This window comes from Oceanobacillus massiliensis str. N'diop (assembly GCF_000285495.1).
Lineage (GTDB): Bacteria > Bacillota > Bacilli > Bacillales > Amphibacillaceae > Oceanobacillus > Oceanobacillus massiliensis.
Map to the genome: position 1 here is coordinate 665,778 of NZ_HE610976.1, position 24,692 is coordinate 690,469.

At 40.1% G+C, this 24,692-nt stretch carries 21 protein-coding genes and 1 pseudogene; 11 read left to right on the forward strand and 11 right to left on the reverse strand.

Features of this window, described 5'->3' with window-relative positions; genetic code table 11:
- Positions 1 to 9: 9 nt before the first annotated feature.
- The 3 genes from OMHG_RS03245 to OMHG_RS18720 are packed head-to-tail and all read left to right on the forward strand — an operon-like array spanning position 10 to position 4,747.
- Complete coding sequence (locus tag OMHG_RS03245) at positions 10 to 1,905, forward strand: DUF5693 family protein (RefSeq protein WP_010648279.1); 1,896 nt, start codon at positions 10 to 12, stop codon at positions 1,903 to 1,905.
- The gene (csaB, locus tag OMHG_RS03250) at positions 1,905 to 3,035 is read left to right on the forward strand and encodes a polysaccharide pyruvyl transferase CsaB (RefSeq protein ID WP_010648281.1); all 1,131 of its coding nucleotides are present in this window, start codon (positions 1,905 to 1,907) and stop codon (positions 3,033 to 3,035) included. Before OMHG_RS03245 ends, csaB begins: the two co-directional genes overlap by 1 nt.
- Positions 3,008 to 4,747, forward strand: a complete 1,740-nt coding sequence (locus tag OMHG_RS18720) for a glycoside hydrolase family 26 protein (RefSeq protein ID WP_010648283.1) — start codon at positions 3,008 to 3,010, stop codon at positions 4,745 to 4,747. Before csaB ends, OMHG_RS18720 begins: the two co-directional genes overlap by 28 nt.
- Positions 4,748 to 4,896: 149 nt before the next feature.
- Here OMHG_RS18720 and OMHG_RS03260 read toward each other — a convergent pair.
- From OMHG_RS03260 to OMHG_RS03280, 5 genes and pseudogenes are all read right to left on the reverse strand, one after another.
- Positions 4,897 to 5,945, reverse strand: a pseudogene (locus tag OMHG_RS03260) (glycosyltransferase family 4 protein).
- Between the two features lie 46 nt (positions 5,946 to 5,991).
- Positions 5,992 to 6,723 (reverse strand): glycerophosphodiester phosphodiesterase, encoded by a 732-nt coding sequence (locus OMHG_RS03265; RefSeq protein ID WP_010648286.1) that lies wholly within the window; start codon positions 6,721 to 6,723, stop codon positions 5,992 to 5,994.
- Positions 6,724 to 6,922: 199 nt separating this feature from the next.
- Positions 6,923 to 8,053, reverse strand: a complete 1,131-nt coding sequence (locus OMHG_RS03270; RefSeq protein ID WP_010648287.1) for an acyltransferase — start codon at positions 8,051 to 8,053, stop codon at positions 6,923 to 6,925.
- A 223-nt stretch (positions 8,054 to 8,276) separates the two neighbouring features.
- Positions 8,277 to 12,032: a S8 family serine peptidase gene (locus tag OMHG_RS19200; RefSeq protein WP_010648288.1), complete on the reverse strand. Its 3,756-nt coding sequence runs from the start codon at positions 12,030 to 12,032 to the stop codon at positions 8,277 to 8,279.
- A 281-nt stretch (positions 12,033 to 12,313) separates the two neighbouring features.
- Positions 12,314 to 13,393 (reverse strand): glycosyltransferase family 4 protein, encoded by a 1,080-nt coding sequence (locus OMHG_RS03280; protein ID WP_010648289.1) that lies wholly within the window; start codon positions 13,391 to 13,393, stop codon positions 12,314 to 12,316.
- A 243-nt stretch (positions 13,394 to 13,636) separates the two neighbouring features.
- On the opposite strand from OMHG_RS03280, the gene OMHG_RS03285 reads away from it, so the two are divergent.
- The 4 genes from OMHG_RS03285 to zwf all read left to right on the forward strand — a co-directional run bounded on the left by OMHG_RS03285 (position 13,637) and on the right by zwf (position 16,996).
- Entirely contained in the window at positions 13,637 to 14,044 is a 408-nt protein-coding gene (locus OMHG_RS03285) for a hypothetical protein (RefSeq protein WP_010648290.1), read from the forward strand.
- A gap of 101 nt (positions 14,045 to 14,145) precedes the next feature.
- A complete protein-coding gene (locus OMHG_RS03290; RefSeq protein WP_010648291.1) occupies positions 14,146 to 14,889 on the forward strand; it encodes a threonine/serine exporter family protein in 744 nt (247 codons plus the stop codon).
- Between the two features lie 23 nt (positions 14,890 to 14,912).
- A complete protein-coding gene (locus OMHG_RS03295; protein ID WP_010648292.1) occupies positions 14,913 to 15,353 on the forward strand; it encodes a threonine/serine exporter family protein in 441 nt (146 codons plus the stop codon).
- Positions 15,354 to 15,520: 167 nt separating this feature from the next.
- Positions 15,521 to 16,996, forward strand: coding sequence for a glucose-6-phosphate dehydrogenase (gene zwf / locus OMHG_RS03300; RefSeq protein WP_010648293.1), 1,476 nt, complete (start codon positions 15,521 to 15,523; stop codon positions 16,994 to 16,996).
- Between the two features lie 265 nt (positions 16,997 to 17,261).
- Here zwf and OMHG_RS03310 read toward each other — a convergent pair whose 3' ends face one another.
- The 4 genes from OMHG_RS03310 to OMHG_RS03325 form a co-directional block, all read right to left on the reverse strand.
- The gene (locus OMHG_RS03310) at positions 17,262 to 17,564 is read right to left on the reverse strand and encodes a hypothetical protein (protein ID WP_010648295.1); all 303 of its coding nucleotides are present in this window, start codon (positions 17,562 to 17,564) and stop codon (positions 17,262 to 17,264) included.
- 104 nt (positions 17,565 to 17,668) lie between these two features.
- Positions 17,669 to 20,719 (reverse strand): efflux RND transporter permease subunit, encoded by a 3,051-nt coding sequence (locus tag OMHG_RS03315; protein ID WP_010648297.1) that lies wholly within the window; start codon positions 20,717 to 20,719, stop codon positions 17,669 to 17,671.
- A gap of 3 nt (positions 20,720 to 20,722) precedes the next feature.
- Positions 20,723 to 21,580: an efflux RND transporter periplasmic adaptor subunit gene (locus OMHG_RS03320; RefSeq protein WP_010648299.1), complete on the reverse strand. Its 858-nt coding sequence runs from the start codon at positions 21,578 to 21,580 to the stop codon at positions 20,723 to 20,725.
- Positions 21,581 to 21,862: 282 nt separating this feature from the next.
- On the reverse strand, positions 21,863 to 22,336 hold the full coding sequence (locus OMHG_RS03325; RefSeq protein WP_237566131.1) for a competence protein ComK: 474 nt from the start codon (positions 22,334 to 22,336) through the stop codon (positions 21,863 to 21,865).
- Between the two features lie 185 nt (positions 22,337 to 22,521).
- Between OMHG_RS03325 and OMHG_RS19205 the strand changes: the two genes are divergently transcribed.
- The 3 genes from OMHG_RS19205 (at position 22,522) to OMHG_RS17470 (ending at position 23,332) form a co-directional block, all read left to right on the forward strand.
- Positions 22,522 to 22,653: a hypothetical protein gene (locus OMHG_RS19205; protein WP_261796301.1), complete on the forward strand. Its 132-nt coding sequence runs from the start codon at positions 22,522 to 22,524 to the stop codon at positions 22,651 to 22,653.
- A gap of 114 nt (positions 22,654 to 22,767) precedes the next feature.
- Positions 22,768 to 22,911, forward strand: coding sequence for a hypothetical protein (locus tag OMHG_RS18220; protein ID WP_154648217.1), 144 nt, complete (start codon positions 22,768 to 22,770; stop codon positions 22,909 to 22,911).
- Positions 22,912 to 23,023: 112 nt separating this feature from the next.
- Positions 23,024 to 23,332, forward strand: a complete 309-nt coding sequence (locus OMHG_RS17470) for a hypothetical protein (RefSeq protein WP_049887918.1) — start codon at positions 23,024 to 23,026, stop codon at positions 23,330 to 23,332.
- 70 nt (positions 23,333 to 23,402) lie between these two features.
- Here OMHG_RS17470 and OMHG_RS03335 read toward each other — a convergent pair whose 3' ends face one another.
- Positions 23,403 to 23,585, reverse strand: coding sequence for a YjfB family protein (locus OMHG_RS03335; RefSeq protein WP_010648305.1), 183 nt, complete (start codon positions 23,583 to 23,585; stop codon positions 23,403 to 23,405).
- A gap of 292 nt (positions 23,586 to 23,877) precedes the next feature.
- Positions 23,878 to 24,300: a 3-hydroxyacyl-ACP dehydratase FabZ gene (gene fabZ / locus OMHG_RS03340; RefSeq protein WP_010648307.1), complete on the reverse strand. Its 423-nt coding sequence runs from the start codon at positions 24,298 to 24,300 to the stop codon at positions 23,878 to 23,880.
- 224 nt (positions 24,301 to 24,524) lie between these two features.
- Here fabZ and OMHG_RS18225 point away from each other — a divergent pair, with 224 nt between their 5' ends.
- A complete protein-coding gene (locus tag OMHG_RS18225; RefSeq protein ID WP_010648309.1) occupies positions 24,525 to 24,671 on the forward strand; it encodes a lmo0937 family membrane protein in 147 nt (48 codons plus the stop codon).
- The last annotated feature ends 21 nt before the right edge of the window (positions 24,672 to 24,692 follow it).

Below are 24,692 nucleotides of genomic sequence, written 5' to 3' on the forward strand. Positions count from 1 at the left end.
GCATATGTAATGGGAAAAAACATTTGGATATGGATAGTATTAGTTGTCTTGTTACTGGTCTCATCATCGGGGACACTCAATCGATGGAAAGCAGAAGCAGAAAATAAAACATATGAACTTGCTGCTCCTTTTGAGGAGATCAATGACAAAACGATAGATGACTCCATGACAATCGATGAGGTACTCTCTTCCTTTAGAGAATCTGGATTAACAACGGTGAGTTTAAATCCTTTTAATATATACGATTTGGAAGCAGAAGGCATTGTTAGTATTTACAATGAGTCTGAACTATACGATATCCTTAGATTCACTAATAGTGAAAACGTTGATTTAAGCAAAACCGGGTATTACATCACAAAATCAGAATCCGCCTATTACAATGACTTACTAGTAGAAACATTCAACCCTGAAGAGTTAACCATATCCGGGGAATCCTTTTATTTCATTCCGGAAGATTCAGATATAAAGCTTTCAACAGGACTTGGTTATGATGAAAGGTCAATCAAACAAATTGAGAAACATGGGCTTAATTATATTCTAAGGGTTATAAATGATACGAGTGATTCAGCACAGGCTATTAATAATAGCACAGTAGATTCATTACTCGATTTAAAAACTGAAAAGAACTCAAATCTTTTATTTTCCGGTCAGGAGGTCATTGGCTATCCCGAGATACAGAATATGAATAAAATAGCTGAAAAACTCCATCAGTCTGGATTCCGGTTTTATTCAATCGAGTTCACACGACAATTGGGATTACAGTCTGTAGCAAGAGAGACGGATTATAGCATAGTCCGTTTGCATAGTATTAGTTTGGACAATAAGACTTTGGAGGAAAACATTGACCAAGCAGTAAGAGCTGTAAAGGAGCGTAATATTCGCTCTGTTTTCGTACATTTACAAACAGGTGATTCTCAAGAGAGTTTGGAAAATGCACAAAGTTTTATTGCCGGTGTGCATGATCGTTTGCCTGACTCGTTCCATTCAGGTACTCCCAATCCATTTAAACAGATAAATACACCGTTATGGATAGAGATTACCCTTGTTATAGCAGGCGTAATGTTTAGCTTCTTAGCATCCAGTATTTTGAAAAACAGATGGCTACGGATATCTGCAGTGTTTTTTATGTGCCTATTAGCTTTATCGTATTTCCTATTACAAAAACTTTTATTGCTCCAGGCTTTCGCCTTAATTATTGCCGTTATCACACCAATATTTGCTGTTCTCTCCACTGGTGCAATTGGGACAGACAGAATTAGTAAAATTACGATCCAATATATCAAAGCCGTTTTTATTAGCTTCCTTGGCATATTTATCGTAATTGGATTATTGAATGGGAATGCATTTATTACCGGATTTGAAATATTTAGAGGTGTGAAACTGGTTTACATACTTCCTATTCTTTTTGTTGCTGGATACTTATTTATTAAGCCAGGAACGATACTTCTTAAGAATCATGGAATTAATTTACTTAAAGCAGAAGTAAAATATTGGCATCTCATCATTTTTATCATAATAGGAGCAATGGGGATCTATTATATTAGTCGCACGGGTAATACTGGAACTGTCAGTGAAATTGAATTGATGATTCGAAACACATTGGAGGAAGTCTTATATGTCCGACCAAGGACGAAAGAATTTTTGATTGGCTTCCCTTTATATATCCTTTCGCTTTATGTATTGAGCAAACACTATAATCTTGGGAAATTGCTACTAATCCCCGGCACGATAGGATTTTTGTCGATCATGAATACTTTTACACATTTTCATATACCTTTGCATATATCCTTTTTAAGAACAGCTTATAGTATTGTCATTGGATATATTATCGGGCTTCTGCTTATTTACTTATACAAAATCTGTACACCTTATATTGGCAAAGTATATAAAAGGATGTGGTCATAATGCACGTTGTAATATCAGGCTATTATGGGTTTGACAATGTAGGCGATGAAGCAATCTTGTTTTCTATCATTCTTGCCCTGAAAAATATCCAACCAGACATCCAAATAACTGTGCTTTCGAACAATCCTGATGCTACGAAAGAAACCTATAAGGTCAATGCTGTAAATCGTTTAAAAATACATGAAGTAAGCCGTGCCATAAGAAATTCCGATGGTTTGATCAGTGGTGGAGGAAGTCTCCTCCAGGATGCAACAGGGATAAAATCTATTCCATACTACACCGGCATCATTAAAATTGCCAAATGGCATAGGAAGCCTGTCTTCATTTATGCGCAAGGTATTGGACCGATTCGAAGGAAACTATGTAAATGGATTGTGAGAAACACTTTGCAAGGGGTTGAAGGAATTACAGTTAGGGATAAAGATTCTCAATCCCTGCTGTTGAATCTTGGAGTTAAACAGCAGTCTTCAATTGTACCTGATCCTGTAATGATTCTTAAGGAACGTAACTATGTAAGCCAGTGGCTGCAATCCCAGAATTGGAATAAACCATTTATTTCAGTAAGTGTAAGAAATTGGTCTTCCGATACGGGCTTTAAAAGGAAATTAGCAATCTGTCTAGATCGTTTAGCCCTTCGTGGATATACAATCGTATTTGTCCCAATGCACGGAAAACATGATGAAAGGGCATCGAGAGAAACGGCATCATTCATGAGCGCACAAAGCTACATATCACCTGGGGATTCAACAATCAATGAAAAGATAGCTATCATAGGTATGTCCAAACTATTAATTGGCATGAGACTGCATTCCCTTATCTTTTCGGCAATAAATTATATTCCTTTTATCGCGATTTCATATGATCCAAAAATCGACTCCTTTGCTGAGATTTGTGAGCAGACTATCGTTGGACATGTAGAAAAGAAGGATTGGGATGAAGATAAGCTTTATAAGGCGGTAATCAGCACCTTAGCTAATGAAAGTGATGTAAAGGAAATCTTAAAAAATAATGTAAATCCATATAAAGAGATGGCATTTCAAACTGCAGAAAAAGCACTGCAAACATTTTCGCTTCATATTGAATCAAAAAAGGGTGATAAAAAGTGGGAAAGAAGCAAATTCTATTCATAATAGCAGCATTCGTAATAATAGGTATACTGACAATTATTGCTATAAATCCAGGAGGAATCCTAAATAAAACTGAACAGGCAGTTAAAGAGATAGCCACTGATTCCGTGAATTATTCAAAGGATATTGTATATAATGGCAATCATTTTAAAGCAGATCACGCACCATATAACGATCAAGGCCATTTATATCTCTCGCTTTCCGACCTTGAAGAAATTACTGATTTAGATACTCAACTAGATGGGCAATCTTTGATTCTGAACTATCAAGACAGTACCTTAACCTATCAGGAAAAGGTCGTACAAAACAGTAATTTGAAAGAAGATGAAATTAACGAATATCAAGTCAAAGGAGATACTATATTTATACCTGATAGGCATATTGAAAAGTTTTTAGGAATCCAAGTTGATTATTACCTTGATAAGCAAACAAATACAATCTCACTTTTAAGCCCTGCAGAGCAACAAAAGGAGAATTATGATCAGGAGATTGGTTCTACTATATTTCTACATAGACAAAATGTTCCTTTAGCCAAATATGAGCCAAGGAATGGCATCTATTTAGGTGGTTACGTCATTCAAGATGAATATATTGATACAAGTATGAATAAATTTAATCAACTTACCGGTAAAGAACATGCATCTTATTTCAGATATGTAGGATATGGAAAGCCTTTCCCTACTGAGTGGGTTAATGAAGTAATTGCAGCAGGCGGATTCCCTCAGATTGCATGGGAACCAAATAACGGCCTTGAAGAAGTACAAGACGACGAATATCTTCGTCAATTTGCAAAGGATGCCGCTTCAGCAGGAGTTCCAGTATTACTGCGCTATGCAAGCGAAATGAATGGAACATGGACAGCCTATTCCGGAAATCAGGAATTGTATATTCAAAAATGGAAGCTGGTTCATAATGTTATGGAAGAAGAGGCCCCTAATGTCATGATGCTTTGGAATGTATTTACAATGCCTGAAGGAACTATAGAGGACTTTTATCCAGGCGATGACTACGTTGATTATGTCGGAGTCAATATTTATAATGTGGTTTATCACAACGATAGCCTGGAAGGAAAATCAGATTTTGAGGATCCGTTAAGATTATTGGACTACGTATATAATACGTACAGCGATACAAAGCCTATCGTTATCGGCGAATTCGGAGCTACAAATTATACAGTCACCGACGGATTATTTCACATTGACTTCGCAACGGAAAAGATTACCCGAATGTATAAGCATCTCCCTGATTTGTATCCGAGAGTAAAATTTATTTACTACTTCGATGTAAATAATTTGGTGAATGCACCTGAAGGAAGAAAAATAAACAATTATGCCATTACAGAAAATGAACGCATTACAAATGCTTATGCCTCAAGCATTAAACATGATAACTATTTATCCGGTGTCCAAGAAAACGCTATGAACGAGGAAACCTTTTCCTATCGGGATTTTCTTTTTAAATATAAAAGCGAGCTATTTGTAGATGTTCAGTTTGCAGAAGAATATCTAGGTGTAGAAATCAAGGAAATAGATGATGGAACATATGAAGCCTCTTATGAAGGCAAGAAGTTTACAATCAAAAGAGAAGATTTAACGATAGATAAAGCTGCTTTCTTTGAAAAGAGAGAGATCCATGGGGTCCCTATTGAAGAAGTTCTGGACAAACTTGAATTCGAATATCGCTATGAAAACGGCGACCTCCATATATACCAATAATGAAAGCCCCTTCTCATACGAAGGGGCTTTCATTATTGATGCTTTTGATTTAATCGTTCTTTTGAATAGGCAACAGAAAACCATTAGGAGAACAGCTAGGTTGCTGTGATAGTAGTTTTTCAATAAGACTTGGCAGGACAGATTCTATTTTACTTTCTTACTTTACTTCCTTCAAACAGTCTTAATATTGGACGATAGTTTTCACTTACTAAACCTGTTATCTCAACCATTATTTCAACGAGTATAGCTAAGGAAATAATTATCGTTGTCGCTCCCCATAGCGTCGATTTTGTAAAAATCACGGCTGCAATACTGAACAAACTGCTCATTGCATAGATCATGATTACTGTCTGCCGGTGGGAAAACCCCAGTCTTATTATACAGTGATGCAGATGAAATTTATCCGGTGCAGATATTGGGTTATTATGAACGATGCGGCGGACTATCGCAAATGCTGTATCCAGAATCGGGATAGCCAATATAATAATTGGAACGATAAGGGAAAACAGTGTTACATTCTTATATAATCCCGTAACAGAAAGTACGCTGATCATATAGCCCAGAAAGAGAGAACCAGTGTCTCCCATGAAAATCTTGGCCGGATAAAAATTGTAGACTAAGAAACCTAGTGTACTTCCAAGCAGTATCAATCCTATCAATGCACTGGTAGAGTCTCCCATTGAAATCGCCAACAGCGATATGGTAATAAGTGCTATTGATGACACTCCAGCAGCAAGTCCATCCAGTCCATCAATTAAGTTGATAGCATTTGTTACTGCTATAATCCATAAAATTGTAACTGGAATGACAAAAAGTTCAAATTCTATTCTATCACCAAATGGCAGTGTTATAAATTCGATGCGGATTCCACCAAGAACGGTTACAACTGCTGCCCCTACTTGTCCGATAAGCTTGATCTTCGGTGACAATTGCAATATATCATCCAGCAATCCCGTCATGATAATGATGAATGATCCTGCTATTATTGGTCCTATTACATCTGAATCCGGAAAAAAGAAAAATAGCCCGATTAGGAAACTAGTATATATGGCTAGTCCACCTATTCTGGGCATTGGTTTACTATGAACCTTTCTCTTATCCGGCTGATCTACAGCACCTATCTTAAATGCGATTTTTTTACGAAAGGGGTTACGATAATAGCCGTTAAAAAGCAAACGACTAAAGCTATATAACTCATATAAATCCTCCTACTAGATGAAGCCAGTTGTCAGGTTGGCAACGTCTTAGATAATGACCTGCTCCATCTCCAAATGAATATCTTTTTGGAAACACTCTTTATACTTCTCTAATTCATCCGTCGTTCCCAATATGGATGGATTCCGTTTAATGTATTGCATGTGTTCTAATGTATTCACTTTCCACGCTACAAGCTGGATGCCCATTTCCTTGCATCTTTTTATATGCTTTTCCTTTAATCCATCGTATCGGACTGCAAAATACTTGGCATTTAGTTTCTCAATGAGCCGATAATTCGAAGATCTTATTTTATTTACCAAAGGACCTAGTTCAAGTTCCTTTGATAACCCTCGCAGTTTTGCCAGCGATTTATGGTTGAAAGAGATAATATAGACCTGATCCACTACTCCTAATTTTTGAATAACATCATATACTATTTTTTCTACCCCTCGATATAGTTCTGTATTCTTCAATTCTATGGAAACAATGATTCTATCTTTTGCCATTTTAAGTACTTCTTCCAATGATGGAATTCTTTCATTTTCCGCTACTTTAAAATGCTGTAATTCCTCAAATGTATACATACGGATTTCCCCGCTTCCATCTGTCATTCTGTCAATCGTATGATCATGCATAACAACTGGAATACCGTCTTTACTAAGGTGAACATCGAGCTCCATATGTGAAAACCCTAAATCTATAGCTGCCTGAAATGAAGATATTGTGTTTTCTGGATACTTTACAGGATAACCTCTGTGAGCTATGCCTCTTATACTCATCATCATTCTCCTTTTCTGGTAAGTTGTACTTTCTTAAGGGAATAGATTCCGTTTCCTTATTTTTAATTATAAAGATAGAATGTTAATCACGTATTAACCAAGAGTGAATTGTTTGTAAATTTAAAATGAAGTCATGATTGTTATATAAAAAAAGGCCTTCATCCGCATTTAAGCTAAACGGAATGATCGCCTCTTATAGTTATGATTTAAGTTGTTTTTTTCTTAAAACAAGAATTTTTTTGTTCGTAAAGGAATAGCTTTTCAGATGCTGTATTCCCATATACATAAGATATGCAAAAATAAATACTACCGGAGTAAATAAAAGTTTCCATCCTAAAGAATCTTGAATGTAGTTTAGTTCCAATCTTGTCATTATGATTCGAATGAATTCCATAACAAATACATGTGATACATATATCCCTACTGACTGAGAACCAATCTTAGATATTAATGAATTCCTTCCGATATTCCTGTGCTTCATTACAGTAAGAAATAATACGATACTCAAAGGAATTGTCATTAAAAAATAGTCCTGTGCATTCCCTTGATTTATCTTTAGTGTTATATATGCTTCAATTACTTGTAGAAAACCAAGCGAGATAATCATTAGTACTAACAAGACAGATGGTATCTTAGCAACAGCTGCTGTTACTTTATGTGCATACATGCCCAGCATTCCACCAAGCGTTGTATAAAACAATCCAAAAAACAATGGATCCCTTGTATTCATTGTTACCTCATAAAGGAAAGAATAGGACTGGCCAAACACTCCATAGATATTAAACCCAAAACTTATAATAACCAGCAAGGGCAGCAGCTTCCATTTATAAAATATGAATAAGATAAATACAGACCATATGAGTGCTAATAGAAACCATAAATGGTATTGTGAGTGACCCGCACCATAATAAAATAGATCCAATGTAAAGACATTTGAGACTAAGTCTAAAAACATTGCTTTTAATGCTTCGATATTCTTTTCCGTCTCTATATATCTAATTGCTAAATCAAACATAAAATAAAATAAAAACCATGCTGCCCAAAGTTTTATCAGTTTAAGCGAATAATTTTTGAAATAGGAAATCTGAATTTTTGTGGCATTAGCAGAAGCGTTTTTTACTTCAATACCTTTCATTTTCTGTAAAAATAAATATCCTGATGTTACAAAGAAAAAAGGCACTGCGAATCTAGCTAAGATATCAATAATAAAATCAATGTCATCTCCGTTTATATTACCGATAAGTGTTCCTCTTAATGTGCCTGTATGAATACATACTACTGCAAATATGGCAAAAAATTTCACAAAATCAATACTATAATTACGTTCCATTGTCTGCACATCTCCTATCGCTGCTTTAGAGTTCTATAAAAGAGTTTAATTTCGCTATTTTTTGGTACCATCTAACATAAAATTCGTTTATGTTTATCTTTTTAGGGCTCAATTTATGTTTCATTTATGTATCATGTTATTCACGAATTCATTAGCTCCTCTTGAAAATTTGCAAAAAAAGAAGGCCATCATTAGTCGATAGCCTTCCATAACATACTCTCTATTATCCAAAAAAGCTCCATAAGGCGGTAAGCAGGTAACGGATTTTATCTACGAAGTATCCGATTGCTTCACCAATGTCTTCCTTATCCTTATCTTTGCCTCTGTCTTTTTGCTTCTCAATGACGACTTTTTCAATCGTTTCGTGTCCGCCAAGATCGACAACCTTAAATTCAAATACATTCTTGCCTTCCTCTAAATCCAGTTCCATTTCAATCTTGTCATTGAATTTATTATCGCCATATGGTTCGGAAAGTTCATTCGCGTAAACATGATTTCCATTGACATATAGACTGATCTCATCAAATTCATCTTTTACATGGGCTGTTACATTAATCGTATCTTCCTTCGTCTTCTTCTTCGCTTTAACAGACAGATCTGCTTTTTCTGTATCAACAAAGTATCTGCGGCCGATTTCTGTTTCGTTGCCAGCATTGTCAACTGCTTTTATCTGGTTGAAATAGTAGCCATCTTTTTTCTGTTTGACCGTCAAGGAGAAGTCATAGCGGTCTTCCGCCTCATTATAGACGAGTTTTGCCTGCTTGCCGTCAACAGTAACTTCCTTCACACCGGATTCATCCGTAACATATCCTGTGAATTCTACTTTTTTGCTTGTTTCAACACCTAAGAACTCTGGTGTTAATAAGTGAAGGTCTGGCACCGTAACATCCTCCGCTACAGGTTCTTCCGCCTCTTCTTCCACTGAATTACCGGCATAATCAACTGCTACAACGCTGACTATCTGATCATCCTCAAGGTTCTCTAATTGATGTTCCGTTTCATCGGCAACATATGGTGCGTCCAAAACAGATTCGCCATCAACGAGGACATCCCATGATGCTAGTCCACTGCCTTCTTCATTATCCGCTGCTTCTACTGTAACAATATCTGTATCCGGATCAATAGTTGCTTCCAGTTCAGGTGCCGTTACATCAAGCAGAACTGGTAACTCAAGTGACTGCCATTCGGCACCTTCATAGTCAATTACTGCATCGACGGATAGATAATATTGTCCTTCTTCAGCCGCTTTTCCATTTATTTCCCCGTCCCATGCACGTGCTGGATCCAGTGAATAATAGGAGGCCAGTCCACTGTCGTAGTAGTCCTTTCTTATTTCCGATTCCAGTCTGATTGTACGGACCACTTTTCCATCTTCATCCAATACATTGAATTTCGCTTCCTTCGCATTCCTCAGGAACGATAGAATAAGCAATGCATCATCCTGCACACCATCCCCGTTTGGCGAGAATGCGATTTTTTCAGGGTCATATTCTCCTGTTGCTAAATCTTCACCAAGGAATCCATAATTGTCTTCACCTAAGGACGTTCCGATTCCAGTCATGCCATAAAATGTCAGAGGATCCCACATTGGCGTATCAAAGATTGGTGCTGCATCCCAATTCCCTTTGAAGCCAACATATGGAACAGTCAGTTTAGGGTTTGTGTCGGTTGGATCTGTTAACGTGACGAATCCTTCCAGCCAGTACCCGTTCGTGAATGTACTGTTTAGCTCCGCATCCACTTCACTTACATCAATCGTTACCTCAAATGAAGCAGTTCCATTCGCTGGCACCTCTACTGTGCTAACTGCTTCTCCATTGATTGTTGCGATGTCACCGAGATCTGTTGCCCCGAATAAATTAGGTGCGCTTACCATCACACCGCCCCCATCAGCTGGGGTATCTGTTTGGGCATTCGCCTGTACTTCATAAACAGCTGCCTCATCAGAGAAGTTCTCTGCAGTCAGCTCAAATGTAACTTCATTTTCTGTGATTTCCTTCAATGCCACTTTGGCTTCATTTGTTGATGATTCTGTAACGACAACCGGCGTAGATAATGCTGCATGGAGCTGCATCAGTCCTGCACCTTGACGACGCGGTGATACAAGTGCCCCATCAAATTCCACTTGTTCCGATGTGTTCATTAATAGTTTCTTCGTGAGGTTCACGCGCTCAGAACCTTCATAGCCAAACTCTTCATCAACCCGCTGCATAACCAGGGCACCGCCACCTGATACATGCGGAGCGGCCATCGAAGTACCACTCATTAACCCATATTGGTTATCATTCAGTGTGGAAAGAATTTGTCCACCCGGTGCTGTTATTTCCGGTTTGAAATCAAGATTTGGTGTCAATCCCCATGAAGAGAATGCACTCATTTTACCTGCATCCGGATTATTTATAGTTGTTTTTTCTCCATTAAATTCTAATGTAACGGACTGACCGTTTCGGATGGACTCTGCCAGTGCGTCCCCATCGCTTTTCAGCATAAATAGCTGTGGAATGGTTATGGCTGCTTCTGTCGCCATATTTACGATACCATCCGTATTATTATAGATAATCACACCTGCTGCTCCTGCGTTCTGTGCGTTTAATGCTTTTTCTGTAAAGGCGATGCCGCCACGCTGGATCAGAACATACTTGCCTGTTGCATCTTCCCCTTCAAAATCTTCCGGATAACCTTCGCCCGCTTCAATGACATCAAAGGATTTCTGTTCGACATCATTCGGATGGGTGCTGCTTGCTGATAAATATGCCGCTATATCTGCTTCTCCATCAATCGTATATTCAACTGCATCCACTTCCATATACGTATTTTCAAAGGAAGCAACCTGCAGGGAGTCATAAGAAACTCCTGGAGAACCACTCACACCATAATCCGGATTGGATGCATATGGATAGAAATAGCCATCACCAAACATTGCAGAGTTTCCAGCCGAGATGGACATGAGCACACCGTTATCGACTGCATTTGCCACTGCCGTCTGCTCCGGTGACTCCGGATCGACGAATCCAGCTGCTGAACCAAGACTCATGTTCAATACATCTGCCCCTAATTTAATAGCATCTTCAATCGCTTTGATATAGATGTCTCCATACGTTGACTGCATTTCTGGATCATTTCCGAAAACTTTTAATGCAAGCAGCTGTGCTTCTGGTGCAATTCCGAGAATTCCCCCATTCTCTTCATCACCATTTGCACCAACTGTACCTGCAACGTGCATACCATGATAGGATGCTTCTGAATGGATTTCGCGAATCTCATCGTTTCCATCCATGTAGTTATATCCATATGGTACCTTTTCGGAATAAAATTGACCCGGCAATGCATCTTGACTGATGATTTGGTTGGCATCTTCTTCAGTCAGTTCAGCTGTTTCAGCATCTCTTAGAACCATATCGCGATGGCTTGGGTCAATTCCTGTATCGATAATACCGACAATCATACCCTCGCCCTTATATCCGTAATCGCGCCATGCTTCCTGGGCTTGTACCAATTCTTTACTATATTTCATATCTGGTTCAGCTATCGGGCGTTCATATTCATTAACAATATAAACACCTTTTACATCCGTGATTGATTTGATTTCTTCAATGTCGCCTTGTTTTACTTCAGCGCTAAATGCGTTAACTACTGCTGTAAATTCATTTATGTACTCAGCATCGATGCGCTTGTCCTTTATTTTGTCCTTAACTGTTTTTTGCTTTGCTTTTGCGGCCTTCTCCAGGCTTTTCTTTTCGGATTTTGCTAATTTATCATACTTTACGCCTTTTTTTGTTGCCTTTTTTATCGGAGCTTCATCTTCCATCTCCACCAGAACCCTTACTTCATCATTCGGATCTACGGTTTCCTTTACATCCTCTGAAGACAGGTCCTCCTTTTTTTGTAGCTTTGGCGTTGCCGATGAGGCACTTACTGCTGAAAAATTACTAAATACCAATAAAATGACTAATAATAATGTTCCGACTCTTTTCAGCATAATTTTCTCCCTTCGTATATAATAAAATGCTAGATTTCTGATTATATCGGTCCCATCGTTTGAAATTTAAGAGACTTAATATTCAGATATATCTATCATATAGAAATTCTATCACCCCAAACAGTGTAAAAAGACATAGTCCCAAAGTTGTGCATGGGTGCCATATGGGTGCCTGTCACTCCCCGGTTTTTGTCGAATATCGAACAGTGACTGTCACTCCCCGGTTTTTGTCGGGGTTTGTCGCAAAAAAATAAGGCTCCCTGTATTGGGAGCCTTGGTTATTATCGCGATCGTTTCTGTATTTTTCGAAGTATTTTCCGAAGTAAACTAACTACTGGGCGTTTGCCACCCATAACTAATCCGGCAAGTTCGGCAAAGATATGCAGGAGAAAAACGACGAACAACGTTATAATAAGCGATACGCTTAAACTTGCATTAGAGAAAAATATGCCCAACAAACCGAAAAGAGCACTAAAGGTATAAATAATAAGTACAGTTTTTCTGTGGCTGTAACCCGCTTCTATCAATTGATAATGAATATGTTTGTTATCGGCAGCCATAATGCTCTCTTTATTATATGCTCTGCGCACCATCGCGACGAGTGTATCAAAGATTGGTACTGCAAGTATGATAACTGGGATAATAAAACTAAAAAACGTGATATTTTTGAACAAGCCTAGCATCGATATTGCTGCAATCATATATCCAAGAAGGTTCGAACCAGTATCTCCCATATAGATTTTTGCAGGATAAAAATTATGATAAAGGAATCCTAGATTAGCACCTATTAAGGTTATACATAAAAAAGCAACGATAACCTGATAATCGATAATAGCCATGATAAAAATACTTGTCATGGCAATCGTTGTGACCCCAGTTGCCAAGCCGTCTAGACCGTCAATCAGATTAATTGCGTTGGTAATTCCTACAACCCAAAGTATGGTAATGAATACACTGAAAAACTCCAGTTCAACCACACCGAAAATTGGTAGTGTTATCCGTTCTATGATCAATCCTGCATTTATTAATAATGAGGCGGCAAGCAACTGCCCTGTCAATTTAGCGATAGGTTTAATAGTGAATTTGTCATCTATAGCCCCAGTTAGGACGATTACAATTGCTCCAACTAGTATTTCGGGTAATTCTCCGTGATGCGGCTGCAAATAAAGCATTCCTAGAAGAGCACCGAAAAATATTGCCAGACCACCTAGTCTAGGTGTCGTTTTTTTATGGATTTTACGACTTTCAGGCTTATCCATAGCGCCAATTTTGGTAGCGAACATTTTTACAGGATAAGTGATCAGCCAAGATGATACTGCGGCTATTAGAAATGCGATAAATAAATCAACATAGTTAAACATAGAATTCTCCTACTGTGCTTTGATGACAGTTATTTATGGATTGAAATTGAAATTGAAATTATATCCCTTCACTGTATGTATGCGACTTAAATTATAACTAAAGATAGGAAGGTTTAGCAAATCTTACCTAGCTGAACCATTTATCTGCTATATATAACTTCCTCCCACCCTGCTGACACCCCTTCCAATCTATGCTACGATAGGCATGATTCTCAATTATCTGAGCAATAGGAGGAGAATTATTTGGCACCCTATATATTTGCTGCTGCGGCAGTAATTGCAGTTATTGGTATTATCATTGTTTTTAAAATTAACCTGGATAAGATTAAAGAAAATCCTAATTTGATGGAAAAAGCGCAGACAAATTTCTTTATTGGTGTGGCGATAAGCGAAAGCCTTCCATTAATTCTGATTATCTACGCATTCATCAATATTCAGGAAGAGCCTGTACCGGTTGATGAGCTGTATATTCCTGCTCTGATTGTGATTATGATGATGGTATTTGCAGCATTTTTTATTTTTTTGCAGCAGAAAGTGGATGTCGAGGAAGGCCAGAAGCAACAGGTAATCAGCTTTTCAATGATTGCTCTGGCACTTGCGAATTCCATACCGATCATTGCCTTGGTTATGATGTTCATGAATATTGCCTAATACGTTTGAATGCTCCTGTTGGCAGGAGCATTTTTTCTTTCTTTCCTGTGGTCCTTTACTTATAATGAAGATTAAATGATTTTCGAGAGCTGGTGTTACGGATGAAAGAACGGATTACTATTGAAAAGGTGTGTATGATGGCAGGGAAAATCATGCTTGTCAGCGGGGCGGAGACGCATCGCGTGGAGGATACGATGAATCGTATTGCTACCAATTTCGGCATTGAGAACCCACAAAGCTATGCGACACCTACGGGAATTAATTTTTCAGTGGACGTTGCCACAATGACGAATTCGCTTCGGATTAGCAAACGGTCCACCGATTTAAATAAAATAGCGGATGTAAATAGCGTGTCACGCAAGATTACAGCAGGAGAAATGTCGATTACAGAGGCATATGAGCAGCTGCGGGTGATTGACCATGAGAAAGTTGCCTATAATCCTTGGGTGCAGATTATCGCTGCCGCATTTGCAAGTGGCTGCTTTACCATTATGTTTGGCGGTTCATGGCCTGACTTCCTTCCAACGATTATAGCCGGGGCGATTGGTTTTACTGGGATGCTAGGCTTTGAACGCCTTATTGAAATCAGATTCCTCGCAGAGCTTTTCGGATCTTTTCTGGTTGGCATATCGGCATACGTATTTGTAAGGGCAGGATTTGGGCTTTCACTTGATATGGTCATTATCGGGGCCGTCATGCCGCTTGTGCCCGGCTTGCATATTACCAATGCCATCCGCGACCTGATGTCTGGTCATTTGGTTTCCGGTGTCTCTAAAGGTGTGGAGGCATTGTTGACCTCATTTGCCATCGGTGCGGGGGTTGCCTTAATATTTACGTTTGTATAGGTTTCTGGATTAGGAGGTAAATTATGATTGTCACACAACTTATAACAAGCTTTTTCGCATCTGCTGGATTCGGCGTGTTGTTTAACGCTCCAAAAAAATCACTCATTCAATGCGGTCTTGTCGGCATGTTCGGCTGGATTGTATACTACATACTTTCGGAACGGGGCATGGATATCGTTCCGGCAACGATTTTCGCTGCAATGCTTGTTGCCGTTCTCAGCCATCTCTGTGCCAGATATTATAAAATGCCGATCATTATCTTTAACGTATCCGGTATTATCCCCCTTGTCCCCGGAGGAATCGCTTATAATGCAATGCGCAGCTTCGTCCAGAATGACTATAATACCGCTGTCCAGCTCTCTGCCCAGGTCATGCTGCTTGCCGGTGGAATTGCACTTGGATTGATGTTTTCTGAAGTAGTGAATCAGATTGTAAAGAAAATTGAATCGATGGAAAGAGAGTAGCGAAATATGACCTTGATCATAGGATGTAATTCGGGAATGGCGCGCTTGACTCACCCATTTCCGTTCATTTCATTATCATTTTAGCCCTTTACAATCCCATCGTTTGATTAATAATTTTTTTCCTATAAAATAGAACTATATTTTGATAAGAATTGAGGGAATCAATCATGAGTAATGTGCTACAACCTAAAGTAGTTATCGTAATATTTGGAGCAACAGGAGACTTAGCTAAGCGAAAATTGTTCCCTTCCATCTACCGCCTCTATCAAAACGGCAAATTAAGTAAGAACTTTGCTGTTGTTGGTTTGGCACGCCGGGGTTGGACAGATGAAGTATTGCGTGAAAATGTCGCAAAATCAATTGGTGATGCTATTTCTCCCAATGAGGATCTTGAAGAATTCATCTCCCATTTCTATTACCAATCTTTCGATGTGACGGATGAATCCTCCTATAGCGGATTAAATATATTGATAAATGATTTAGAGGGTACCTACCAAACGGAAGGGAACCGTGTCTTTTACCTGGCAATGGCTCCTGAATTCTTTGGTACAATAGCCAATAAACTTCAGGAAAATGGCTTGAAGGATTCTGAAGGCTGGTCACGTCTTGTAATTGAAAAGCCTTTCGGACGCGATTTGGAATCAGCGAAAAAGCTGAATAAAGAATTGCGCGCTGCATTTGATGAAAAGCAGATTTACAGAATCGATCATTATCTAGGGAAGGAAATGGTCCAGAATATCGAGGTTATTCGATTTGCCAATGGTATCTTTGAACATCTCTGGAATAACCGTTTCATCTCAAATATCCAGATCACTTCGAGCGAAACACTTGGGGTTGAAGAACGCGCCCGTTATTATGACCATTCTGGTGCCGCCAGAGATATGGTGCAAAACCATATGCTTCAGATGGTTGCATTACTTGCGATGGAGCCGCCTATCAGTCTGACAACCGAGGAGATTCGTTCCGAGAAAATCAAGGTGCTGCGTGCACTGCGAAACATGGATTCCGATAAAGTCAGCCAATATTTTGTTCGTGGACAATATGATAGTGGAGAAATAAAAGGGGAAGCTGTATCCGCCTACCGTGATGAAGCCGATGAGCTTGCTGATTCCAATACAGAAACGTTCGTAGCCGGAAAACTGCTTATCGATAATTACCGTTGGTCAGGTGTTCCGATTTACATACGAACCGGAAAACATATGGCAGAAAAATCAACTAAGATTGTCATTGAGTTCAAAGATATTCCGATGAATTTATATTATAAGAGAGATAAAGACAAGCGTCCGAATCTGCTCTCTATTAATATTCAGCCAAACCAAGGGATTACGCTATGCCTAAACGCACAAAAATCCGGTTCCGGCTCACTTGCCCAGCCCATTCAGCTGGCCTACAATCACAATGCTGTTTCAGGCATCAACACTCCAGAAGCCTATGAAAAGCTGCTATATGATTGTATGATTGGTGATGCAACTAATTTCACCCATTGGGATGAAGTTGCCCTTTCCTGGAAATTCGTTGATACCATTTTGGATGTATGGTCCAAGAATGAAGCAAATTTCCCTAATTATAAATCCGGATCCATGGGGCCAGACGCAGCAAACGAGCTGCTTGAAAAAGATGGCTTCCATTGGTGGGATATTTAATTTAATCAACGCCACTGCACAAGAAAATGCAGTGGCGTTTTTTTGTAGGCTTGATGGCCTGCTGTGTTGGGATTTTAGTACGGTAGCTTTCTGGCGATATATCCTCTCCACGGATGATATATTCGCTGATCGGCTTATTCCTCCCCTCGCTCGGAAGAAATCCTCTGCCAGGATAAAATATCCAGCATCGTAGCTTATCTCCCCATTGCCCAAAGCCACCAGTCATAACTGCTAAGTAGCCGCTCCCCCAAAAAGCCATCTGCCTCTATACAAATTGCTTTCTCTCCGGTCTCATAGCAGAAAGAAGCAGAACGATTGCTGTGATAATATGCATGATCATCCCTATAATTGGAATCCATCCGATGATGGAGGTAATGACTCCGAGAATGCTTCCTGCTTGGGATCCATTGTCTTTTGCAGTAAGGACCCATGTGATGATATGCAATACCAGCATGACGAAAAGCGGTGACCATCCATTAGCAATGATATAAAAGCCGCCGAGAATCGGAATACCTAGAAGTGCTTCAAAGATCCCCGTTATCCATTTAAAAATTCGTGATGTCGACAAATTGCCCGCCTCCTACTTTCATTTAACTTCTTCTAATATTCCCTGTTTTTCCGGATCTGACACATTCTAAAATGGAAGCTCTCCATTGGTGGAGAGCTTCCATTTTATTTTTTCTTCCTTTTGACTTTTGCACTGAGGTCGTCAAAAAATGTGTAGATGACTGGCACAAAGAACAGGGTGAAGATACTTGAAACACTAAGGCCGAAGATGATTGTGACTGCAAGCGGCTGCTGCATTTCAGCCCCTTCTCCAAGTCCCATACCCAGTGGAATCATAGCCAAGACGGTAGTCAACGTTGTCATCAGGATGGGGCGCAGTCTGCTTCGTCCCGCTTCCGTGATGGCCTCGTACCGCTCTACCCCTCTATCACGCAGGATATTGATGTAATCCACCAGCACGATGGAGTTATTTACAACAATTCCGGCGAGCATAATGAGCCCGATGAATCCAGGTATACTGATGGAAAGATTCGTAATAAACAATCCTCCGAGTACCCCAACGATACTTGTTGGCAGTGCAAACATAATAATGAATGGCTGCAGGAAGTTCTCAAATTGTACTGCCATAACGGCATAGACAAGGAAGATCGAGAAGATTAGCGCGATGGCAAGATCTGTAAAGGAATCGGCCATATCCTCTGCCTGGCCGCCAATAGTAATACTGTAACCTTCCGGAAGACTCATGGTATCGAGCTTCGCCTCTACATCCGCTGCAACACTGGCAAGATCACGATCAATTATTTCACTCGTTACATTCATTTGTGGTTGTTGATTTTCCCTCAGTAATGATACAGGTCCTTGGATTTCTTCAAAGTCGGCAACTTGCTCAAGCGCGAGGCTCTCCCCTGTCGGCAGCTGTACTTTCATGTCTTCCATGTCATTGATGGTACTGCGCTCATCTACTGGATAGAGCAGGGTAACATCCATTTCCTGGCCATTTTCCCGATACTTTGTTGCTGTCTGGCCGGTAAACTGCAATTGAATTTGTCCGGAAATCTGCTCCTCTGTCAGGCCATAGGTTGCTGCTTTCTCTTCGTCTATTGAAATAGTCATCTGCGGTATTCCTTCAGATGCTGCTGAGGTTGGGTTAAATACACCCTCCACGGATGAGATTTCCGTAACAATCTGATTGGATATTTCACGCAGTACTTCATGCTCTGGACCGTTAATCTGTATGGAAATGGGGTCTCCCATATTCATTCCACCATCGAGTGCGGTAGCCGTAATTTCTGCCCCGGCAATGTGCTGTAGTTCTTCATCCATTTCTTTAACGATTTCCTGTGTCGATCTTTCTCTGTCTGATGATGGTGTCAGCTGCACGGTATATGTCGCCTGATTACCGGAACCTCCAGTCAACCCGGTTCCCCCGATTGTTACATAGCTAATCTCGATGACATCATCATATTTATTTATTGTTTCACTTACTTGTTCTGCAATTCCTTCCGTATATTCCAGACTGCTGCCCGAAGCTGTTTCTATAACTATCTGTGCCTGCCCTTGGTCAGATGCCGGTATTAGTTCAGCACCGATGAGCGGTATTAAACCAAGACTGCCAATGATTGCCAGCACTGTCACAAACACAGTGGTTTTACGAAATTTCAATACGCGTTTCAGTCCGCCTTTGTATTTATCCCGCAGCCAGTCGAGGAAACGGTCAAACCAATATCTCCGCCCATTGTTCTCAAATGTTTTGGAAAGAAGCTTTGACGAAAGCATCGGTACGAGTGTTACTGCGACCACTAGGGATGCAATCAGCGAGAAGGATACGGCCAGGGCAAGTGGTGTGAATAGATCGGATGCCAAGCCTTCTACAAATACAATCGGCAAAAACACAACCAGGCTTGTGGTTGTCGATGCAATTACCGCTGGCGCAAGTTCTGAGGCACCTTTTGTTGCTGATTCAAACAGATTATAGCCTTTTTTCCGATAGGAGTAGATGTTCTCCAGAATGACAATAGAGCTGTCCACCATCATCCCTATCCCCAGAGCAAGTCCTCCAAGTGTAAGCACATTTAGCGTCTGACCGGTAAAATAGATAAGAGCAAATGTGGAGATAAGTGCAATCGGAATGGATAGTCCGATCACAATGGTTGCACGAATGCTCTTCAAAAATAAAAGCAAAATGATAACGGCAATCGCTCCACCAATCAGGATATTGAATATGATGGAATCGATTGACACCTGAATGAATTCAGATGTATCAATAATCGTTTCCAGATTTACCTCTTCCGGTAAGTCTGCTGTCAACTCTTCCACACTTTCTTGAATATTCCCCGCGACTTCCACAGTGTTGGCGTCTGTCTGCTTCATAATCGATAAGACAATCGATGGCTCTCCATTAACCAAGGTTGTGGAAGAAGAATCCTTAAAAGCCTCCCTGACATCCGCTATATCTTCAACAAGCAGTGTTGCTCCTGCTTCTGTTTGAATAATGGTCTCTCTGATATCGTCTAATGATTCGAATTCTCCCGTCACACGCAATTGGAGATCCTGATCGCCTTTTTCAACCGTACCAACAGATGCAGAGCTATTGGTACTGCTGAGGGACTGCATAACTCCCTGGGCGGTGACACTATACTGCTTCATTTTGGCCTGGTCCAGCTCTACCTGTATCTCCCGAACCTTGCTTCCTTCCACAGTAACGGATGCCACTCCACCTTGACGTTCAAAATACGGTACAATTTGTTCATTGGCAATCTCGGTTAATACTTCCGGTTCATCCCCGGTTAAACCGAGATATACAACAGGCAATGCATCTGGGCTAAATCGCAAGATAGTCGGTTCGGCTGCTTGTTCAGGCAAGAAGTCTTTTACCTGATCCACTTTCTCCCGCACATCAAGTAGCGCCTGATCCAGATTTGTCCCGTTTTTGAACATCATCATAACGAGCGAGGATCCTGACTGTGATTGGGATTGTACGGTATCAATTCCTTCTACGGAGCTGACTGAGGATTCGATCGGACGACTGATTAAGTTCTCCACATCTTCCGGTGCTCCGTCCTGATAGTTTGTTGCGACGACGGCAATTGGCAGATCAATTTTTGGGAAAAGGTCTACCGCCAGACTTCTTACAGATACAACTCCTAGCGCTATGATGGCAAGAACAATCATGATGACCCCAACTGGTCGTTTAACAGATGTGTTTACTAGCTTCAAGACTTATTCCCCTTTCGCTGCTGCATCTACTTTTTCACCATCAGATAGTGTAAGCTGACCTGTAATGACAATAGGATCGCCAGCCTCGATGTCACCTTCGATTGCCGTTTGATCGGATTGTGTTTCAAGTACCTGCACTTCAACCTTTTGGGCAGTATTGTCGTTTACAACATAAACAAAGGACCGATCATCTTCTTGTACAACTGCTGTGGTCGGAACAAGAACCGCATCACTGATGGTTGTTTCCGGGATCTGCAGTTCCGAAATAAGTCCAGTCAGCATCTCTGATCCATCATTTTCTATTGTTGCTTCAATAGGATATAGGCCTGTATCATCCGGCATGGCGCTTACTTCCGTAATAGTAGCTTCATATTCTTTTCCGCCTAGCAGCGATGTATAGTTATCGTCTACAGCTATAAGAGATAGTACGTTTGCAGTAACAGATAATTGCAGCTTCATTGGGTTCATATCCGCAATCATTGCAAAAGGTTCCTCGTTTGTTGCCATCTCCCCTTCTGAAGCTTGCAGCTGGACGATTTCACCGCTCCTTGAAGCACGGATATTCTGCTTGCCGGCTGCAGTAGAGATTGTTGCAATCAAGTCCTCTTCTTCTACCTCTTCACCATTTTCTATTTCAATCGAATCTACTTCTCCCGGTGCCTGCAGCATAACCGGTGTCATACTGCTAGGTGCTGTACGGCCATAAAGAACCTTTTCGATGACAAAATCTCCTTTCTCGGCTTCGGCCGTCTCGACTGGTACGACACGAGCTTCTTCCTCCTCATCCGCGTTATCCTCTGTACACGCAGCAAGCAGTCCTATCAGCAGTAATAATGTAATTCCCTGCAGTATCTTCTTCACAATCGCTTCCCCCCAAATACCTTTTGTATTTCGATTTCATATTGACTCTATGTACATTCAAAATGGTACTCCAATTATGTTGTCTAACCGATTTCGCTTTTTTAGTTTGCCCTGACATATGAAATCTGACCAGTTACTTCTAATACGATAGTTCGTTTTAAATGGTTTCATCTTTCTAGACGTTGGTTTCGTTTTTCTAGGCACTTTTACTTTTCTGAAGCTTTCTATCTTCTGGATTTATCGAAAAAAAGGTAACTCCAGACAGCGGGAAATTGCCTGTCGTTACCATACACCAGTACCGAACAGCATTCTTCTGTTGTAATGAACGATTACCTGGCTTGCCCTTTTGTATTGACTGTCAACGGTTTTTTCTGATGCATTCACTGTAACACCCGTTTCGTCATAAAATCCTATGTATGTTTGACTTCCCCTCTGTTCATAAAATTTTATATGATGAAATGCTAACCAAATACAATCCTTCTTTTTTATCGATGCTGTCGGGAACATGAATATCCCTCGAGCCGGGGCAATGGGGATGGGCAATTTAGAGGTTGAATTCAGGATGTTCTTTACTGCCGTTTTTCTTCCTTTGAGATCTGCTCCATGAAGTATACAGCTATTATCAATTATCTGTTCCGGCCAATGTATGGAAAGCTTCTCTTCACTTCCTTCCAGCACCTTCGTACGGTAGTAGGAAGAATCAGCAATCATTAATGCCTTTGTTTCTTTCGCAATAAGATAGAGTATTCCTATCATCTCCATTAAATAAAAAGTATTTCCCGCAAAACGTACATCTCCATATTATACCAATTTACATGAATTTTCATTAAATTTACTTTGATTTGCAAATTTTCTCTTTATTGCGGTTTGTTTTTAATTCCTAAAGTCAGGGTAAAGTATAAATATAGAATAATTTTCTAATCTCAAGGGAGGCATTACAAATGGCTGAAAAGGAAAAAGATAAAAATATACAGCAGGATCAAAAAGATACGGAAAAAGGATCACAGCTGCAATCCAACGAAATGGAGAAAGCACAGGGAAATAAAAAGGAAACGAAGGATGAGGACGAATAAATTTCCAACTGTAAGTAAGACTGGGACCAAATATTTAAGTCAAAGTTAAGTCTGACCGCTGCAAAACAGGTCGAATTTTACCTTAGGGATGTTATCACGAACGATTGATGGTTGGTGTATTTACTACGCTTGTTTGGTGATTTTGATTCCTGGCATGTGAATGTGGGTATGCTATTTCTAAATGGAGATAGCTTCCTGCTATTAAGCTGGTTGATTGAAGTGCAGAAGGTCGGCTTCCTGCGGGAACAGCACGATTAGGTTTGCAATCGAGTCATGGAACATTTTATCATTTCCGTTCAAAAAAATTAGTATTTCTTTTTTGAAAATGGTTAAGCTAATTGCGATAGCGAACATCAAAAGGAGGAAAATTATGATGAAAAGTAAATTGCTCATAAAATTAGGTGCGCCTGTATTGGCAATATCCCTAATCGCAGCCTGTGGAACTGCCGATGAACAAGATCCAGCTAATGAACAAGATCCCACTAATGAACAAGACCCTGCCAACGAATCAGGTCCTACAGAAGAAGAAGCTCCATTAAATCAGGAAGACCAGATTCCTGATGAAGGAGACGGCACCGATGGCGGAGACATGGAAGACGGCGGCGCAATGGAAGAAGAAAACGGTACAAATGGCGGGACAGAGGGAACGCCTAATGATGATTTAGAAGACCAAGAGTAAATGTTAAAAGACAAAAAAAGCAGAACAGCCCCATCAAGAGGTGTTCTGCTTTTGTATGAAAGTGAGAAACCTATAATTTTATATCGATGCTATTTCCTAGTGTCGGGTGAGCTGCTGCCGGCTCCTGCAGCATTTCCAATAGTTGAAGACCTTGCTGCTCCGATACATCCATGACATTGTCCATTACGGCGAGACTTGCTTCCGAACGAACCTGACTGCTTGCCATAGCTACTGACATTGCGGCTATATCCATATTATCCCCTCCCATATTTATCCACTTGTTAAGGACAGTATAACATATCGAATAAGATGCCCCGCATTTAAAAGTAAGACTGGGACATTACAAAAAATCACCTATCTAAAGATGAACGATTTTATTAAAGAAAGCTAATTTTTGACGGTTGAGTGCTTAATATATATGATATAAACTCCTAAGTAACTGCTTCGTTGATTTCAGCTTCGGGAAGTCGCTTTCCTTGGACACAGCTTCAGCCTTCTCGCGGAAAATCATCGCTGTGGAGTTTTCAGAAGCTCTGCTTACATCCTTATTTGATTGCAAACGTAATCTCTGCTTCACACGCAAGCTGACCATCTACTGTTGCGATACCCTTTCCTTTTCCGATTGGCCCCTTCATACGCAGAATCTCGACCTCTAATTTTAATTGATCTCCAGGCTTTACCTGGCGCTTGAAGCGGCATTTATCCACACCTGCAAGAAAGCCGATTTTCCCTTTGTTAGCTTCCATATCCAATACAGCAATTGCGCCAACCTGTGCAAGTGCTTCAAGAATCAATACGCCAGGCATTACCGGATATTCCGGAAAATGCCCTTGGAAAAATGGTTCGTTAATGGTTACATTCTTAATTCCCGCTACCCGCTTTCCTTCTTCCATTTCCGTTACCTTGTCCACCAATAAAAAGGGATAACGATGCGGTATAATCTCTTTAATCTGTTCAATTTCCAGCATAGGTCTGTTCTCCTTTAGTCATTAAAATATTTAAATGGGCTATCTGATTCAAAAGCGGAACATGTTGCATGTTCCGCCTTATTTCCGGCGATCACGCTCTGGTTCCTTTCCATTATATCGAAAGAAATGTTTCAGAAAAAGCAATATGAGGTATTTATTAACCAAAAGGCAGTAATCATTATTCATTGTTTCGCAATTATTTTGCAAGAAAAGGAGGCATTACGATGCTCTGGACAATTTTAGTCATCTTGCTCGTTTTATGGGCACTTGGTTTCGCATTTGAAGTTGGTGGAGGTATCATTCACCTGTTACTTGTAATTGCGGTGGTTATCTTAATTATTCGTCTTGTGACCGGCCGCAAAGTACCTTAACAAACAAGATATATAAAAAAG